This is a genomic window from Bradyrhizobium sp. G127 (assembly GCF_021502575.1).
Classification (GTDB): domain Bacteria; phylum Pseudomonadota; class Alphaproteobacteria; order Rhizobiales; family Xanthobacteraceae; genus Afipia.
The window spans coordinates 2297601-2313402 of record NZ_JAKFGN010000001.1 but is presented as its reverse complement, the minus strand read 5'-3'; the positions used below and the strand labels follow the sequence as shown (position 1 = coordinate 2313402).

The 15802-nt window shown below is 62.5% G+C and carries 18 protein-coding genes; 15 read left to right on the top strand and 3 right to left on the bottom strand.

Annotated elements, in window-relative coordinates; translation table 11 throughout:
- Positions 1-10: 10 nt before the first annotated feature.
- Together LVY71_RS10865 and LVY71_RS10860 are read right to left on the bottom strand one after the other, a co-directional pair.
- Positions 11-760, bottom strand: a complete 750-nt coding sequence (locus tag LVY71_RS10865) for a cytochrome c biogenesis CcdA family protein (protein WP_024920081.1) — start codon at positions 758-760, stop codon at positions 11-13.
- 125 nt (positions 761-885) lie between these two features.
- The gene (locus tag LVY71_RS10860) at positions 886-3411 is read right to left on the bottom strand and encodes a heavy metal translocating P-type ATPase (RefSeq protein WP_081758740.1); all 2526 of its coding nucleotides are present in this window, start codon (positions 3409-3411) and stop codon (positions 886-888) included.
- A 68-nt stretch (positions 3412-3479) separates the two neighbouring features.
- On the opposite strand from LVY71_RS10860, the gene LVY71_RS10855 reads away from it, so the two are divergent.
- The 15 genes from LVY71_RS10855 to LVY71_RS10785 all read left to right on the top strand — a co-directional run bounded on the left by LVY71_RS10855 (position 3480) and on the right by LVY71_RS10785 (position 14804).
- Positions 3480-3887 (top strand): MerR family transcriptional regulator, encoded by a 408-nt coding sequence (locus LVY71_RS10855; RefSeq protein ID WP_024920083.1) that lies wholly within the window; start codon positions 3480-3482, stop codon positions 3885-3887.
- Positions 3888-3999: 112 nt separating this feature from the next.
- A complete protein-coding gene (locus LVY71_RS10850; protein ID WP_152544148.1) occupies positions 4000-4302 on the top strand; it encodes a hypothetical protein in 303 nt (100 codons plus the stop codon).
- Positions 4299-4559, top strand: a complete 261-nt coding sequence (locus LVY71_RS10845; RefSeq protein WP_152544149.1) for a TniQ family protein — start codon at positions 4299-4301, stop codon at positions 4557-4559. The genes LVY71_RS10850 and LVY71_RS10845 overlap by 4 nt, the downstream gene beginning before the upstream one ends.
- A 532-nt stretch (positions 4560-5091) precedes the next feature.
- On the top strand, positions 5092-5397 hold the full coding sequence (locus LVY71_RS10840) for a hypothetical protein (protein WP_235099776.1): 306 nt from the start codon (positions 5092-5094) through the stop codon (positions 5395-5397).
- A gap of 186 nt (positions 5398-5583) precedes the next feature.
- Positions 5584-6573 (top strand): P-type conjugative transfer ATPase TrbB, encoded by a 990-nt coding sequence (trbB, locus tag LVY71_RS10835; protein ID WP_024920087.1) that lies wholly within the window; start codon positions 5584-5586, stop codon positions 6571-6573.
- Positions 6570-6893, top strand: a complete 324-nt coding sequence (locus LVY71_RS10830; protein ID WP_024920088.1) for a TrbC/VirB2 family type IV secretion system protein — start codon at positions 6570-6572, stop codon at positions 6891-6893. Before trbB ends, LVY71_RS10830 begins: the two co-directional genes overlap by 4 nt.
- Entirely contained in the window at positions 6893-7165 is a 273-nt protein-coding gene (locus LVY71_RS10825) for a VirB3 family type IV secretion system protein (RefSeq protein ID WP_024920089.1), read from the top strand. The genes LVY71_RS10830 and LVY71_RS10825 overlap by 1 nt, the downstream gene beginning before the upstream one ends.
- Before the next feature lie 4 nt (positions 7166-7169).
- Positions 7170-9605 carry a conjugal transfer protein TrbE gene (trbE, locus tag LVY71_RS10820; RefSeq protein WP_235099775.1) on the top strand — a complete coding sequence of 812 codons (2436 nt, stop codon included), beginning with the start codon at positions 7170-7172 and terminating at the stop codon, positions 9603-9605.
- Complete coding sequence (gene trbJ / locus LVY71_RS10815) at positions 9602-10330, top strand: P-type conjugative transfer protein TrbJ (protein ID WP_235099774.1); 729 nt, start codon at positions 9602-9604, stop codon at positions 10328-10330. Before trbE ends, trbJ begins: the two co-directional genes overlap by 4 nt.
- An 8-nt stretch (positions 10331-10338) precedes the next feature.
- The gene (trbK-alt, locus tag LVY71_RS10810; RefSeq protein ID WP_235099773.1) at positions 10339-10575 is read left to right on the top strand and encodes a putative entry exclusion protein TrbK-alt; all 237 of its coding nucleotides are present in this window, start codon (positions 10339-10341) and stop codon (positions 10573-10575) included.
- A 3-nt stretch (positions 10576-10578) separates the two neighbouring features.
- Complete coding sequence (gene trbL / locus LVY71_RS10805) at positions 10579-11706, top strand: P-type conjugative transfer protein TrbL (RefSeq protein ID WP_024920093.1); 1128 nt, start codon at positions 10579-10581, stop codon at positions 11704-11706.
- The gene (gene trbF, locus LVY71_RS10800; protein WP_235099772.1) at positions 11703-12389 is read left to right on the top strand and encodes a conjugal transfer protein TrbF; all 687 of its coding nucleotides are present in this window, start codon (positions 11703-11705) and stop codon (positions 12387-12389) included. The genes trbL and trbF overlap by 4 nt, the downstream gene beginning before the upstream one ends.
- Complete coding sequence (trbG, locus tag LVY71_RS10795) at positions 12389-13375, top strand: P-type conjugative transfer protein TrbG (RefSeq protein WP_235099771.1); 987 nt, start codon at positions 12389-12391, stop codon at positions 13373-13375. The genes trbF and trbG overlap by 1 nt, the downstream gene beginning before the upstream one ends.
- A complete protein-coding gene (locus LVY71_RS10790; RefSeq protein ID WP_024920096.1) occupies positions 13369-14562 on the top strand; it encodes a TraB/TrbI/VirB10 family type IV secretion system protein in 1194 nt (397 codons plus the stop codon). The genes trbG and LVY71_RS10790 overlap by 7 nt, the downstream gene beginning before the upstream one ends.
- 11 nt (positions 14563-14573) lie before the next feature.
- Positions 14574-14804: a DUF2274 domain-containing protein gene (locus LVY71_RS10785; protein ID WP_024920097.1), complete on the top strand. Its 231-nt coding sequence runs from the start codon at positions 14574-14576 to the stop codon at positions 14802-14804.
- On the opposite strand, the gene LVY71_RS10780 is transcribed toward LVY71_RS10785, so the two are convergent.
- Positions 14801-15799 carry a LysR family transcriptional regulator gene (locus tag LVY71_RS10780; protein WP_235099770.1) on the bottom strand — a complete coding sequence of 333 codons (999 nt, stop codon included), beginning with the start codon at positions 15797-15799 and terminating at the stop codon, positions 14801-14803. The genes LVY71_RS10785 and LVY71_RS10780 overlap by 4 nt on opposite strands.
- Positions 15800-15802 lie beyond the last annotated feature (3 nt).

Below are 15802 nucleotides of genomic sequence, written 5' to 3'. Positions count from 1 at the left end.
GCGCGCCTGCTCAGCCGATTTGACCCAGCATCGGAAACGTTTCGAAGAACCAGATCGCAACGTCAGTGAGATGACCGGTAATCATTGCAACCCCCATAGCGATCATCACGAATCCGGCAATCAACTGCAAAATGCGACCGGCGCGTCCAAATTTTCCCAAGCGTCCGACAAATCTGCTGGAAAAAAGCGCCGCCAGAACGAACGGCAACCCAAGGCCGAGAGAGTAAATGGCAAGCAGCGCCACACCGCTCGCGCCGGAGGAAGACGAAGCCGCGACTGCAAGGATTGCGCCAAGGACCGGACCAATGCAGGGCGTCCATCCAAACGCAAATGCAGTACCGAGGAGATAGGCAGAGACCGGTCCTGTGCCCGGCCGTGCGATTTGCACGCGCGTGTCGCGCTCGATCCAAGCAGGACGCCAGAGGCCTGTCGTAAAGATACCAAACAGGATTACCAGTAGACCGCTAAGTATATTGATTTCGTATCGGTAAACTGCGAGCACCAAGCTCAAGGCGTTGGCGCCGGCACCAAGTGCCACAAAGATCGTCGTAAATCCGAGGACAAAGCATACACTCAAAAACAGTACGCGAAGCTGCATCCGAGCCGGGACCGATTGATCGCCGTCCGCCGGTGGGAGGCTTTGACCTGCAACATATGAGATGTATGCCGGCACCAGGGGAAGGACACACGGCGATAGGAACGAGACCGCTCCGGCCGCGAACGCCGTGACAATGCCGACGACGGAAAGGTCAAGCGTCATCGGTGTATGCCCAAGAAATAGCTCATCAACCCAAGAACTTTCATCCGCCAGCTTATTTCAGTGAGTGCGCCCAGTTTCGCCTCTGGCGTCAGAGGCAGTCGAACCACGGCCAGTCGTCGATGGATTTACGTCTGAGCTGACTGGTCGCGATTTAATAGTCGGAGCCCGTTCAGCACGACGAGCAGCGAAGCCCCGACATCGGCTGCGATGGCTCCCCATAGCGATGCCCATCCGACGATCGTCAGACCTGTAAAAAGCAATTTGACAGCAAGCGAGAAGCCGATGTTCTGCCGGACGATGGCCAGAGTCGCCTTGGAATGACGAATGAGCCAAGGCAGGCGCGATAAATCGTCCTGCATGAGAGCGATATCCGCAGTCTCGATGGCAGCATCAGAGCCGATTGCTCCCATGGCGATGCCAACGTTCGCGCGTGCCATCGCGGGAGCATCATTTACGCCATCTCCAATCATCCCGACATGACCGTACCGCGCGACCAACCTTTCAACAGATTCGACCTTCTGTTCGGGCAAGAGCTCCGCGTGCACCTCATCGACGCCAGTTTCCCGCGCGATCATTTCAGCAGTGGCCCTATTATCGCCAGTCAGCATCACGACGCGCTCGATACCTGCCGCGTGTAGGTCGGCCACAATACGCTTGGCCTCCGGTCTCACCGCATCGGCGACGGCAATCAGGCCCCAGATCTCGCGGTCATCGCCAACGCCGATAACAGTACGTCCAGCACTTGCAAGAGCATCGGCTGCTTGAAGCGCCTCGGTCGAATTCGAAAGCCCATCGTGTTCTTCGATAAAGCGACAAGATCCCAACCAAGCATGTTGCTCGCCGATGCGACCGACAACTCCTTTGCCGCGCACTGCCTGGACCCCACTGGCAGGGGCTGCCGCTATTCCGGCTTCGGCCGCCTTTTCAAGTATCGCGTTCGCCAAAGGATGCTCACTGCGAGCTTCAAGGGCAGTAGCCAACTTCAGCAGTTCGCCCTCGCTGTGATTGTTGAAGGTGACGAGTTCGACGACCTTGGGGCGTCCTTGCGTCAGCGTGCCGGTTTTGTCCATGGCGATTGCCTTGAGCTTCGACGGTGTCTCGAGATGCACGCCGCCTTTCACCAGCACGCCTTGTTTCGCGGCGCCAGCCAGAGCCGCCACGATGCTCACCGGAGTGGAGATGACGAGTGCGCAAGGGCACGCGATGACTAGAAGAACCAGGGCGCGATAAAACCATACGTCCCATGCTCCGCCGAATATAAGCGGCGGAATGACGAGCACCGCCACAGCAAGCCCCATGACGCTCGGCGTATAGATTCGGGCAAAGCGTTCGACCCATTGCTCGGAAGGCGCGCGGCGGCTTTGCGCGGAGCCCACCATTTTGATGATGCGGGCGAGCGTGGTGTCTTGCGCGCCCTTTGTGGTTTCGATTTCCAGCGCACCTTCGCCATTGATCGTTCCGGCGTAGACCACAGAACCTTCCGATATCGAGACGGGGACGCTTTCGCCGGTGATGGGAGCTTGGTTCACTTCGCTTGCACCGGTCAGGACGATTCCGTCGAGCGGAATTTTATCGCCAGGCCGTACAACGATGTGAGCACCGATTGACACCGCCGCGACAGGAATTTCCTTCTCCGTTCCGCCTCCAAACTTCACGCGCGCAACGGCTGGAGCCAGTTCCATCAGCGCTGCTACGGCCCGACGCGCGCGCCCAAGGCTCCACGCCTCCAGCGCCAGGGCAAGCGCGAAAAAGAATGAGACGGTGGCCGCCTCGAACCATTGGTGAATCGCAACAGCACCCGCGACGGCAATGACCATCAGCAAATTCATGTCAGGCCGCAGACGTCGCGCGGAAAGTAGAGCCTTCGGCGCGACATATCTGATCGCACAGACGACAGCCAGCGCATACGCCAGGATGGCGGCGATTGGCGCAGGTGCGAACACCCCAGGAGTTTCACTGAGCGCGGCAAGCACGCTTCCCGCGGACGAAGCATGAATGGCAAAGCCAAGTGCAGTCAGGATTCCGCTGGCTGCCGTCAGGAGTGATTGGGTGCGTCGCCTTCGGTCTTCGGCAAGAGCACCTTCAGTCTTCGGGCCTTCGGTCCACTGTTCCGCACGCATGCCAGTCCGCGCAACAGCCTTCTCGATGCTTGCCAACATGGCTGCATCGGGATTGCCGCTCACGGACATCCGGCCGTTGATGAGATCGAATACAAGCCTGTCCTCGCCGACCAACGATCCGACTTCGCGCTTGAGAGCCGCGACTTCGTCCCCGCAATCCATACCATGGATCTTGAACACCACTCCGTCTGGGACTGCGGCAGGTACGGGAGCGGTGAAAGCAACGTCGCCAGCGCAGCCCACACAAACGGTGTCCGTCGCCGATACGCTCAATGGTGTCTTTTGGTCGCTTAACAATTCCGCGACCATACCTGTGGTGGCGACCGCAACTAAAATGGCATTAATCCCTGGGGAAACACCTGGCGCAACGTCCATCCGACCGGCCTTGGTGTCGAAGGAGAGGTTGTCTTCACCACCCACAAGCGGACCAACCGCGCTCTTCAGTTGACGGATCTCGTTTTGACAATCGAGGCCTACGACGCGGAAGGAAAGCGGCTGGGTCACCCGGCTCGGCACGGAAAAAACTGTCACTTGTCACCTCGACTTTTTCGACGTGACTACTCATATAGACCCTGTAGCAACTAGAGGGTCAATGGCGCATGTCCGTGCAAGTCCTAAAAATCGGCGACCTCTCCAAGGCAACCACCACCAAGGTCGAGACGATACGGTACTATGAGAACATTGGCCTTCTTCCGGCACCCAGTCGCACCACAGGCAATTACCGGTCTTACGCTCCGGAGCATCTGGCCAGACTAAGCTTTATACGCCGCGCAAGAGAACTGGGCTTCACATTGGACCAAGTGCGCAACTTGCTCGACCTTTCCGACGAAAAGCAGCGATCTTGTGAATCTGTAGACGCAATCGCTCGAGAACATCTTAGACAAGTAGACCGCAAGATATCGGACCTAAAGGCCCTCCGGGCCGAGTTGGATAGCGTGATCAACCAATGCAGTTGTGGAACGATTGCTGATTGCCGCATCATCGATGCGTTGGCTCCGGCCCTGTAAGAGAAGAAGACACGGCACCTACCAAGGCTGCGCTCGGACCGACTTGCACTGCAGGCGGCTTCTGACTGCTCGCAGCTCCCGCCCTGCATCGGCTGCGAACAAAGCAAAAGAAATGACAGGGGCCGCAGACCGAGCCAACGCCCGGCCGGCGTGGCGGGCAACGGGTTTGGATCGCATAACCGATGTGATCGCACGATCTTGTTCGTTGAATGGCATCCAATCCGTCAGGGAGTTCGCCCCGCAATTGATTTTCCTACTTTTTGAATTTTACCTGTCCCGATTTTCCCTCGGCGGTTTTGATGGTCAATGTGATTATCGCGCCCGCCGCTATCGGGGTTTTCGTGTCTCCCTTCAGCGAATTCTCGCCCTGAGGCACAAGAAAAAGAAGCGCACCCGAAAGCGGGCGAAATTTTGACCCGGCTGCCGCTCACCATCCCGCTTGGCCCAAGCGAGACGCCGACCAGCTTCACCTCACGCCTAGCTGCCGAGAACGGCCTGACCGCGGATGAATTCTGCGGCGACTGGGGCCTCGCTTTCGTGCAGATCATTTGGGGCGACAGGCGCGCGATCGCCAAGATCGCCGACCTGAGCGGTGCCTATCAGACGTCCCTCCAGGAACAGGCCTTCGTCCGGCACGATAGGATTTTTCGCCATATGGGTCAGCCAATTTGAAAAACGCCATGCTTCATCGAGCGATGTCTTGAAGAGGTGACGCCGTTGCTCGTGCGTCTGGCCTGCGAGGCTGACCGAACACACATGCTCGACCCGTGCCTTGAAATCCGCTTGCTTGGGCTTTTCCGTGGCGTTTCCCGACCTAGGCAACACAATTTGCGCAGCGCCTGTGGACGCTAGCAGCGCTTCCCGCGTGTTGATGGCTCAAGACGTTCTCGACATAGACCTTCTGCAGAAACTCGACCGTGAGGTCGGGAGCCTGCGAACGCAGGTAGTCGATGATGTCCTGTTTCTCTTCGGGTGTAGCGGGAAGCATTTTGGTGATCGCAATAGGAGTATCTTTTTTACTTACCGCGCCGCAGCGGTTCTGCGAAGCGCTGCTTTGCCAGTGGCGCAGGAAGAGCAGATGTATCCCGTTATCTGCTCGGGCCGTATGACCAAACAGTTCGATTAGACGCCGGACATACTCCCCGTCGCGTCAGCGTCAAACCCGAATCGGCCCAAGGACTCAAAATCGCGAGAATGACAAGGATTGTACTTCGAATTTTCTCTCGCCATCATTTTGATGTCGCAGCCATTGATGAGTCGCGCCATGGCCGAAACTCAGTCGTCCGATCCGTCGCTTTGGCAGGCCCGCGCCGCGCGGGCGCGACGCATCGCCAGCATGTTGCTCGGACGTGACGCGGAGACGGTGTTGGCCTATGCCCGGGAATGCGACGAACAAGGTCGGGGCGTCTCCGCGAAAACCATATCCTCCCCCTCCCTCGTACCGGCCGCTTCGCCCCGCGTCGTGCCGTTGATGTCGGTCCGTTCTTCGGCTGGCACACGCGCCGCCTAGCACCTTCACAGCGGCCAGTTCATCTTACCGCCGGCCAATCAGCGACGTGTCGATTCCGCCGATCGCAAGTTTGTCTACGCCATCCTTCGCCCACCAGCATTGGCTTGTTGCGGAGTGGGCGTTCATGCCTTTTCTACTTGTCCCCGACGTTCGGTGCATACGCGACCGAACGGCTTGGGGGACGCGATGGCTGGGACCGCACGCTTCGATGAAACCGCGTCTCGCGGTGCACGCATGTTGCGCACGGCGCTCGGCCCGGCCATCGCCACCTTCCTGCAGGATTCATCCGTCGTCGAGGTGATGCTCAACCCCGACGGCCGGCTTTGGATCGATCGGCTCAAGGGTGGACTGGAAGACACCGGCGAACGGCTGTCGCCGGCCGATGGCGAGCGCATCGTACGCCTGGTCGCGCATCACGTCGGCACCGAAGTGCATCCGGGTTCGCCACGGGTCTCCGCCGAACTGCCGGAAACCGGTGAGCGCTTCGAAGGTTTGATCCCGCCTGTCGTCGCCGCCCCCACATTCGCAATCCGCAAGCCGGCGGTCGCGGTGTTCACGCTCGACGATTATGTCGCCGCTGGCATCATGCAATCGCGACAAGCCGATCTGCTGCGCCTCGCCGTTCAAAAGCGCCGAAACGTGTTGGTGGCCGGCGGCACCTCAACCGGCAAGACCACACTGGTCAACGCGCTGCTGGCCGAGGTCGCCAAGACCTCCGACCGCGTGGTGCTGATCGAGGATACGCGCGAACTGCAATGCGCGGCGCCGAACTTGGTGGCGCTACGCACCAAGGACGGCGTCGCCTCGCTGTCCGACCTGGTGCGCTCGTCATTGCGGCTGCGGCCAGACCGAATCCCCGTTGGCGAAGTGCGCGGCGCCGAGGCGCTGGAGCTTCTCAAAGCCTGGGGCACCGGCCATCCCGGCGGTATCGGCACCATCCACGCCGGTTCGGCCATCGGTGCGTTGCGCCGCCTCGAACAGCTCATCCAGGAAGCAGTCGTCACCGTGCCGCGCGCGCTGATCGCGGAGACGATCAATCTCATCGTCGTCCTCGAAGGCCGCGGCTCCCAACGCCGCGTCGCCGAGTTGGCCGCGGTCCGCGAGCTCGCGCCGGGTGGCGACTACGTCCTCGTCTCCAGCAACCCCGAAACCATCCCCGAAAGTATCTCATCATGATCGTTCATCGCGTTCGTCCGCCAAGCCGTCTGCCCATCACGGCGATCTTGTTCGCCTTGACCACGCTTCCCGCACACGCGGCCGGCGCCAACATGCCGTGGGAGCAACCGCTCAATCAGATCCTGCAATCGGTCGAGGGGCCGGTCTCCAAGATCATCGCGGTCATCATCATCGTGACGACCGGACTCACGCTCGCCTTCGGCGACACCTCGGGCGGTTTCCGGCGGCTGATCCAGATCGTGTTCGGGTTGTCGATCGCGTTCGCGGCGTCGAGTTTCTTCCTGTCGTTCTTCTCGTTCGGCGGCGGTGCGGTGATCTGATGACTGAGCCCGTCGAACCCGTTCCCGGCTTTTACGCGCCCGTGCATCGGTCCTTGAGCGACCCGATCCTGCTCGGCGGCGCGCCGCGCACGGTCGCCATCGCCAACGGCACGCTCGCGGCAGCGATCGGCCTCGGCCTGCGGCTGTGGATTCCAGGTCTCCTGCTGTGGGCGATCGGACACGCGGCCGCGGTGTGGGCCGCGAAGCGCGACGCGCAATTCGTCGATGTCGTGCGGCGTCACCTGCGCTATCCCGCGCATTTCGGAGGGTAACGCGATGATGAACCTCGCCGAATATCGCAAGCGTCCTGCTCTCCTCGCGGACTTCCTACCCTGGGCTGCACTGATCGCGCCCGGCGTCGTCCTCAACAAGGACGGCAGCTTCCAGCGCACCGCCCGGTTTCGCGGACCAGATCTGGATTCCGCGACACCTTCAGAACTCGTCGGCACCACGGCGCGTCTCAACAACGCGTTGCGACGATTGGGCTCGGGCTGGGCGATCTTCGTCGAGGCGCAGCGCAACGCCGCCAACCGCTATCCGGACAGCCGCTTTCCCGATCCGGTGTCGGCGTTGGTCGATGCCGAGCGCCGCGCGCAGTTCGAAGAGCAGGAGGCGCATTTCGAGAGCGCTTATTATTTGACGCTGTGCTGGCTGCCGCCGGCGGAAGACGCCGCGCGCGCCGAAGCCTGGCTCTATGAAGGGCGCGAGCGCGGCGGTGTCGATGGCCACGAGGTGCTGCGCGGATTCATCGATCGCACCGGGCGCGTGCTGCAACTGATCGAAGGTTTTGTCCCCGACGCCGCGTGGCTCGATGATAGCGAGACGCTGACTTACCTGCACGCCTGTATCTCGACCAAACGCCATCGCGTGCGGGTGCCCGAGATCCCGATGCAGCTCGACGCGTTGCTGGTCGATGAGCCGATGGCGGGCGGACTTGAGCCGCGATTGGGATCGCAACATCTGCGAACGCTCAGCGTGATCGGATTTCCGACCGCGACCTTCCCCGGCGTTCTGGATGAGTTGAACCAACTCGCGTTTCCGTATCGTTGGTCGACGCGGGCGATCATGCTCGACAAGACCGATGCCACCAAGCTGCTCACCAAGATCCGCCGGCAATGGTTCGCCAAGCGGAAGAGTGTCGCGGCCATCCTGAAGGAGGTGATGACCAACGAGGCCTCGACGCTGCTGGATACCGACGCGGCCAACAAGGCCGCCGATGCCGACGCCGCTTTGCAAGAGCTCGGCAGCGACATGATCGGCCAGGCCTATGTCACCGCGACCATCACGGTGTGGGATGCCGATCCGCGCACCGCCGACGAGAAGCTGCGGCTGGTCGAGAAGGTCATTCAGGGCCGCGACTTCAACTGCATCGTCGAGACGGTGAATGCGATAGAGGCCTGGCTCGGCTCCCTGCCCGGCCATGTCTACGCCAATGTCCGACAGCCGCCGGTCTCCACCCTCAATCTCGCCCATATGATTCCGCTCTCCGCGGTATGGGCGGGGCCGGAACGGGACGAGCACCTCGGTGCCCCCCCGCTGTTCTTCGCCAAGACCGAAGGCGCGACCCCGTTCCGGTTCTCTGTCCATGTCGGCGATGTCGGCCACACCCTGATCGTCGGTCCGACCGGCGCCGGCAAGTCCGTGCTGCTGGCGCTGATGGCGCTGCAGTTTCGCCGCTACGAGCACAGCCAGATTTTCGCGTTCGATTTCGGTGGTAGCATACGCGCCGCGGCGATCGCCATGGGCGGCGACTGGCACGATCTCGGCGGCGCTTTGTCCGACGACAGCGCGACCTCCGTTACGTTGCAGCCGCTGGCTGCGATCGACGATGCGGCCGAGCGCGGCTGGGCGGCGGAATGGATCGCGTCGATCCTCGCCCGCGAAGGCATCACCGTCACGCCGGAAGCCAAGGAGCATCTGTGGACCGCGCTAACGTCGCTGGCCTCCGCGCCAGCCGGCGAGCGGACGTTGACAGGACTCTCTGTTCTTCTTCAATCGACCGCCCTGAAGCAGGCTCTACGGCCTTATTGTCTAGGCGGGCCATTCGGCCGCTTGCTCGATGCCGAGGCCGAACGCCTCGGCGATGCGCCGGTGCAAGCGTTCGAGACCGAGGGCCTGATCGGCAGCGCCGCGGCCTCCGCCGCGCTCTCCTATCTGTTCCATCGCATTGAAGGCCGGCTCGACGGCTCACCGACGCTCCTGATTATCGACGAGGGTTGGCTCGCGCTCGACGACATCGGCTTCGCGCAGCAATTGCGCGAATGGCTCAAGACCTTGCGCAAGAAGAACGCCTCGGTGGTGTTCGCCACGCAATCCCTCGCCGACATCGAGGGCAGCGCGATTGCGGCCGCCATCGTCGAGAGCTGTCCCACCCGGCTGTTCCTGCCGAACGAGCGGGCGATCGAACCGCAGATCATGACGGTCTATCACCGGTTCGGGCTGAACGACCGCCAGATCGAGATCATCAGCCGGGCGACACCGAAGCGCGATTACTACTGCCAGTCCCGCCGCGGCAACCGCCTGTTCGAGCTCGGCCTCGGCGATGCCGCGCTCGCCTTCACCGCCGCGTCGTCCAAGACCGACCAGGTCACCATCGCCGAACTCGTTGCCGAGCACGGCCGCGACGGGTTCGCCGCCGCGTGGCTGCGCCGCAAGGGCAATGACTGGGCGGCCGACCTTCTTCCCACCTTCATCACGGAGCCATCGCCATGACTCGTATCCGCTCGCTTGCAGTCGTCATTACAATCTCGGCCTCCCTCCTCGCGGCCGTTCCCTGCCCGGCGCAGATCGCTGTGTTCGATCCGTCGAACTACAGCCAGAACCTGATGACGGCGGCGAATACGCTGAAGCAGATCGATAACCAGCTCACGGCGTTGCAGAACCAGACTCAGATGCTGCTCAATCAGGCCCGGCATCTCACCAGCCTACCCACGTCACTGCTCAACGACATCGACCGCACCTTCACGCAAACCCAGAACCTGCTCAAGCAGGTCGACAAGATCGCCTATGACGTCCAGGCGATCGAGCAGACGTTCCAGAAGTACCAGGGCTTCAGTGCGTCGCAGAGCGATCATCAGTTGATCAATGGCGCGCGTGATCGCTGGCAGACCTCAGTCTCGGCGTTCCAGCATTCGATGAGCGTCGGCGCGACCGCCGTCAACAACCTCCTCGCCACGCAATCACATACCGACACCTTGATCGGCGCCAGCCAATCGGCGGTCGGCGTGCTGCAGGTCAGCCAAGCCGGCAATCAATTGCTCGCGGTGCAGGCCCGGCAGATGGCCGATCTGACCGCGCTCGTCGCCGCGCAAGGCCGCGCGCAGTCGATCGAGCAGGCGCGGCAGACCGCCGGTGAAGACCAGGCCCGCGAGCAGGTGCGCAGATTCTTGACGAGCGGCCGAGGCTATCAGCCGCAATCCGTCCAGATGTTCCATTGAGGCCACGCATGATCACCCTCGTTCGCACCGCAGTCCTCTCGTTACTCGCGCTCGCCGCGACCGGCTGCACGATCCCATTGCGGCAAGCCCGCGACGAGGCTCCGCCGCCGGCGAGCGATCCGCTCGATGCCCGCCTGCTGCGCTGCAGCGCGCTGGGGCCAAAAGCTGCTGCCGACGATGCCGATTGCCAAAGCGCCTGGGCGGAAGCGCGCCAGCGCATCCTGCCGCCACCCGTAGGGAAGTGAGCCATGAACAACACCGGTGTCATCGATCGCTTCCTCGACGTGTTCACCCGCTACATCGATTCCGGCTTCGGCTTGGTCGGCGGCGATGTCCAGTTCCTCAGCACAACGCTGATCGGGATCGACATTACGCTGGCCGGCCTGTTCTGGGCGATGTCCGCGGATGACGACGTCATCGCGCGGTTGATCAAGAAGACACTCTATATCGGCTTCTTCGCCTTCATCATCGGCAACTTCAACAGCCTGTGCCGGGTGGTGTTCGAGAGCTTCTCCCAGTTGGGGCTCAAGGCTGCCGGTTCGGCGCTGTCGTCGGCCGACTTCCTGCGGCCCGGCAAACTCGCCCAGGTCGGTGTCGATGCCGGCAAGCCATTGCTCGAGGCGGCCAGCGGACTGATGGGCTACGTCTCGTTCTTCACGAACTTCGTGCAGATCTTCGTGCTGCTGGTCGCCTGGGTCATCGTCGTCGCCGCCTTCTTCATCCTGGCGGTGCAGCTCTTCATCACGCTGATCGAGTTCAAGCTGACGACGCTCGCCGGCTTCGTGCTGATTCCGTTCGCGCTGTTCAACAAGACGTCGTTCCTTGCCGAAAAAGTACTCGGCAATGTCGTCGCCTCCGGCGTGAAGATCCTGGTGCTCGCCGTCATCGTCGGTATCGGCACCTCGCTCTTCAGCGAATTCACGCAAGGCTTCGGCGGCGATCAGCCGACCATCGAGGACGCGCTCGCGATCATGCTGGCAGCGTTGTCGCTGTTCGGGCTCGGCATCTTCGCGCCTTCGGTCGCGGCGGGCCTCGTGTCAGGCGCGCCGCAACTCGGCGCCGGAGCCGCGGTCGGCACGGCGCTCGCGGCTGGCGGACTGGGTGTAGCGGGAGCTATGGGAGCCCGCGCCGGCGCCAGCATCGCCGGCAGCGCGATGGGTGCCGGCGCACGCGGCGTTGGTTCGCTCGCCGGGATGTCGCCGTCGTCTTCGTCATCATCATCGTCCTCACCGAGCGCCGGCACCCCCACCTGGGCGCAACGCCTGCACCGGGTCCAGAGCATGAAAAGCGGCGCATCCACTGCCGCCCACGCGGTCCGCTCCGGCGATCACGGCGGCTCGAATTCCGTTCCTCTCAATCAGGATGACCGCGCATGAATCCATTCCGCAGACCCAGCGTCCGCTACGGCAAGACGCCAGCGCCCGAGACGCCGTATCAAAAAGCCGCTCAAGTTTGGGACGAGCGCATCGGCTCGGCGCGGGTGCAGGCGCGCAACTGGCGGCTGATCGCATTCGGCAATCTGGCGCTCGCCGCGGGATTAGCCGGAGGACTCGTCTGGCACGCCATGCGCGGCACCGTGGTGCCGTGGGTGGTGCAGGTCGACCAGCTCGGCCAGGCCCAAGCCGTGGCGCCAGCGATCGCCGACTATAAACCGACCGACGGCCAGGTCGCCTGGCATCTGGCGAGATTCATCGAGCAGGTGCGGTCGATCCCGGTCGATCCGATCATCGTTCGGCAGAATTGGCTGACAGCCTACGACTTCGTCACCGACCGCGGCGCGATCGCGCTCAATGATTATGCCCGCACCAACGATCCCTTCACCAAAGTCGGCAAGATCCAGATCGCGGTCGATGTCTCCAGCGTGATCCGCGCCTCGCGGGATTCGTTCCGGATCGCGTGGGTCGAGCGCCGCTACGAGAACGGCAGCCTCGCTGCGATCGAACGCTGGACCGCCATTCTCACCATCGTCATCGAGACCCCGCGCGATGCAGAGAAGCTGCGCCGTAATCCGCTCGGGGTCTTCATTCACGCCCTCAACTGGTCGAAGGAGCTCGGCTGATGCAATCCAGATCCCTGCTGCACATTATACTATGCGCCATCCCGGTGGCCGGGTGCGCCAACAACTGGAAGCCGCCACAGATTGGTTACGACGATCTGGAACCGGTGGTGCTGCAGGCCGAACCGCCGAAGCCCGTCGAGGTGGTTGAACTCCCCAAGATCCTTCCCCTTCCCGGCCAGCTCAAGCCACTGCCCGGCAAAACCACCACCAAACCTGAACCGAAGGATCCCAAGGAACGGGTCGCCAAGGCCAATGACGCCGCGCGCGTGCAGCCGACGCGGCATGGCTATCTCAACGCCGTGCAGGTCTATCCCTTTGTCGATGGCGCGCTCTATCAAGTCTATACGGCGCCGGGCCAAGTGACAGACATCGCGTTACAAGAGGGCGAACAACTGGTCGGCTCCGGCCCGGTCGCCGCCGGCGATACGGTGCGCTGGGTGATCGGCGACACCGAAAGCGGTGCGGGTCCGACCAAACGCATCCACATCCTGGCCAAACCGACGCGGGCGGATCTGACCACCAATCTCATCATCAACACCGACCGGCGGACTTACCTGATGGAGCTGCGCTCCACCGAGAAGACCTACATGGCCTCGGTGTCGTGGCAATATCCGCAAGACCAGTTGATCGCGCTGCGCCGGCAGAATGTGGCTGCCGATGCGGCGGCACCGATCGACAGCGGCCTCGATCTCGGCAAATTACGTTTCCGTTACAGCATTGAAGGCGACACGCCGCCGTGGCGACCAACCCAGGTGTTCGATGACGGGTCGAAGGTCTACATCGAGTTCTCGCACGGAATTACGCAAGGCGAGATGCCGCCGCTGTTCGTGATCGGCAGCGACGGCGGTGCCGAACTCGTCAACTACCGCGCCCGCCAGAACTACTACATCGTCGATCGACTGTTCGCCGCGGCCGAACTTCGTCTCGGCGGCGACAATCAGCAGAAGGTCCGGATCGTGCGCACCGACGGATGGAAACTATGGTGAGCGATCCCCGTCCCCATCCCGACGACGCGCTCACGGCGCAATTGCGGCTGCGGCCTGAGCGCCCGCGCGTGACCAGGCTGTCGCGCAAGGTGCTGGCCGGGCTCGGCGGTATCGTCGGCATCGCCGTGCTCGGCGCGATGATCTGGGCGCTGCAATCGCGCTCGGTGCGCCAGGACAACGGCACCGAGCTTTACAGCACCGACCACAAGACTACGGCGGACGGACTTCAGACGTTGCCGAAGGATTATGCCGGGCTGCCTCGCGAAACGGTGCCGCCGCCGCGCACGGTACCGCAACTCGGCCCGCCCCTTCCCGGCGATCTCGGGCGGCCGATCCTCGCCGCGCAAGGCGCTTCGACCGCGGGGCTCGATGCCGGCGAACAGCGGATCGTGCAGGAGAACGAAGCGGCCCGCGTCAGCCGCGTCTTCGCCTCGACCTCCGTGCGGCAGACCGCGTCAAGCAGCGCCGCGTCTCCCGCAACGTCCACGGCCAATGCGACAGTGGCCGACGGCAAGCCGCCACTCGATCCGGACTCGTTGCAGAACATGCAGGACCGCAAGCTCGCCTTCGTCAATGCTGCCGCCGACAAGCGTACCGTCAGTCCGGACCGGATCGAGAAGCCAGCGTCGCGCTACATTGTTCAAGCCGGCGCTGTGATTCCGGCGGCGCTGATCACCGGCATCCGTTCCGACCTGCCCGGTGAAATCACCGCGCAGGTCACCGAGAATGTGTACGACAGCCCGACCGGGAAATTCCTGCTGGTCCCGCAGGGCGCACGCCTGATCGGGCAATACGATAGCCAGATTTCGTTCGGCCAATCGCGTGTGCTGCTAGTGTGGAGCCGGATCATCATGCCGAACGGCAAGTCGATTGTGCTGGAGCGCCAGTCCGGCGCCGACAGCCAGGGCTATGCCGGCCTCGAGGATGGCGTCGACTATCACTGGGGCAATCTTCTGCGAGCGGCGGCGATCTCGACGCTGCTTGGGATCGGCAGCGAACTCGTGCTCAGCGGTGACAACTCATTGGTTCGCGCGTTGCGCCGCGGCAGCCAGGACACCATCAACCAGAGCGGCCAGACCCTGGTGCGTCGCCAACTCAACGTGCAGCCGACGCTAACGATCAGGCCGGGCTTCCCGGTACGCGTGATTGTCAACCGCGATCTCGTGCTCGCGCCTTACAAGACGTGATGGATGACTCCATGGCAAGGCTCAAGCTCGGTCTCCTTCCCGACGACAAACCTGTGAAGATCACGACCGAATTGCCGGGCTCCGTGCACCGCGATCTCCTTGCCTATGCGGAAGTTCTCACGCGCGAGACAGGCCAGCAGACCGATCCGATCAAGCTCGTCGCCCCGATGCTGGCGCGCTTCATGGCAACCGACCGCGTGTTCCTGAAGGCGCGCAGAGCGAAGCCCGTGCAGCAGGATTAGCCGGCGCGCGCGCGGCGCGGTTGATGCTGCGGACCCTTGTGCTGACGGAGCAGATCCAGAAAGTGCTGAAGCGCCGGATTGTCGTTGCTGGTGATCCAACACGCGAAGTAAGGTACCAGGCTCGGCCCATCGTGATCGGCCATCTCACGATAGATCACGCCCGGGTGCCGCGCTCCGGTGTCAGCCTCGTAGAGCAGGGTGATGTCGGATTCGATATCGAGGAGGCTCAGCACGAAATCTCGACCGATATGGGAATGACGAATGGCCGGCAGATCGCCGGATGCGTTGAGCCTGGACAACAAATGGTCCCTGAGTTCGGGACCGGGATCGCGGCCGAGCAGAATATGTTCCTTGCGCAGATCGTCCCACGTCAACGTGGCCTTCTCCGCGAGCGGATGGGTTGCTACCATCGCGACCAGGATCTTCTCGGACCATAGCGGGACGACGTCGTGCATGCCGCTGCGGAAATGACCGGCGACGATGGCGACATCAATCGAACCCGCGTTGAGCCGCTCCATCAACTGGCTGCGTTCGCCTTCCACATATTGCACGTCGACACTTGGGAAGGCCTGCTTGTACTCGCGGATCGCCATGCGCAGATGGCCTGAGGACGGCGAAACGTAGAGGCCGATGTTCAACGCGCCAGTCTTGCCGCGCGCGATGGTTTTGGCATTGATCAGCACCGTGTTGAGTTCGTCTAGGATGCGACGGATCGGTTTGAAAAACGCGTTGCTGGCGGCGGTCGGACGAATGCCATGGCGATGGCGGTCGAACAACTTGACGCCGAGCTGGGCCTCTAGACTCCTGACGCGGCGGCTGACCGTGGATGCGGGAATGCCGAGCAGCGTGCCAGCTTTGTGAAAGCTGCCCTGCTCGGCCGCGATCAAGGTCTGCAGCAGAGTCACCATCTTGATGCTTCTGATCATGGCCACACGCCCTAACGAAGGTGGATGGATTTGTCGGGCGTCATTCGCCCGAACAACGGTCGCGTCCAACAG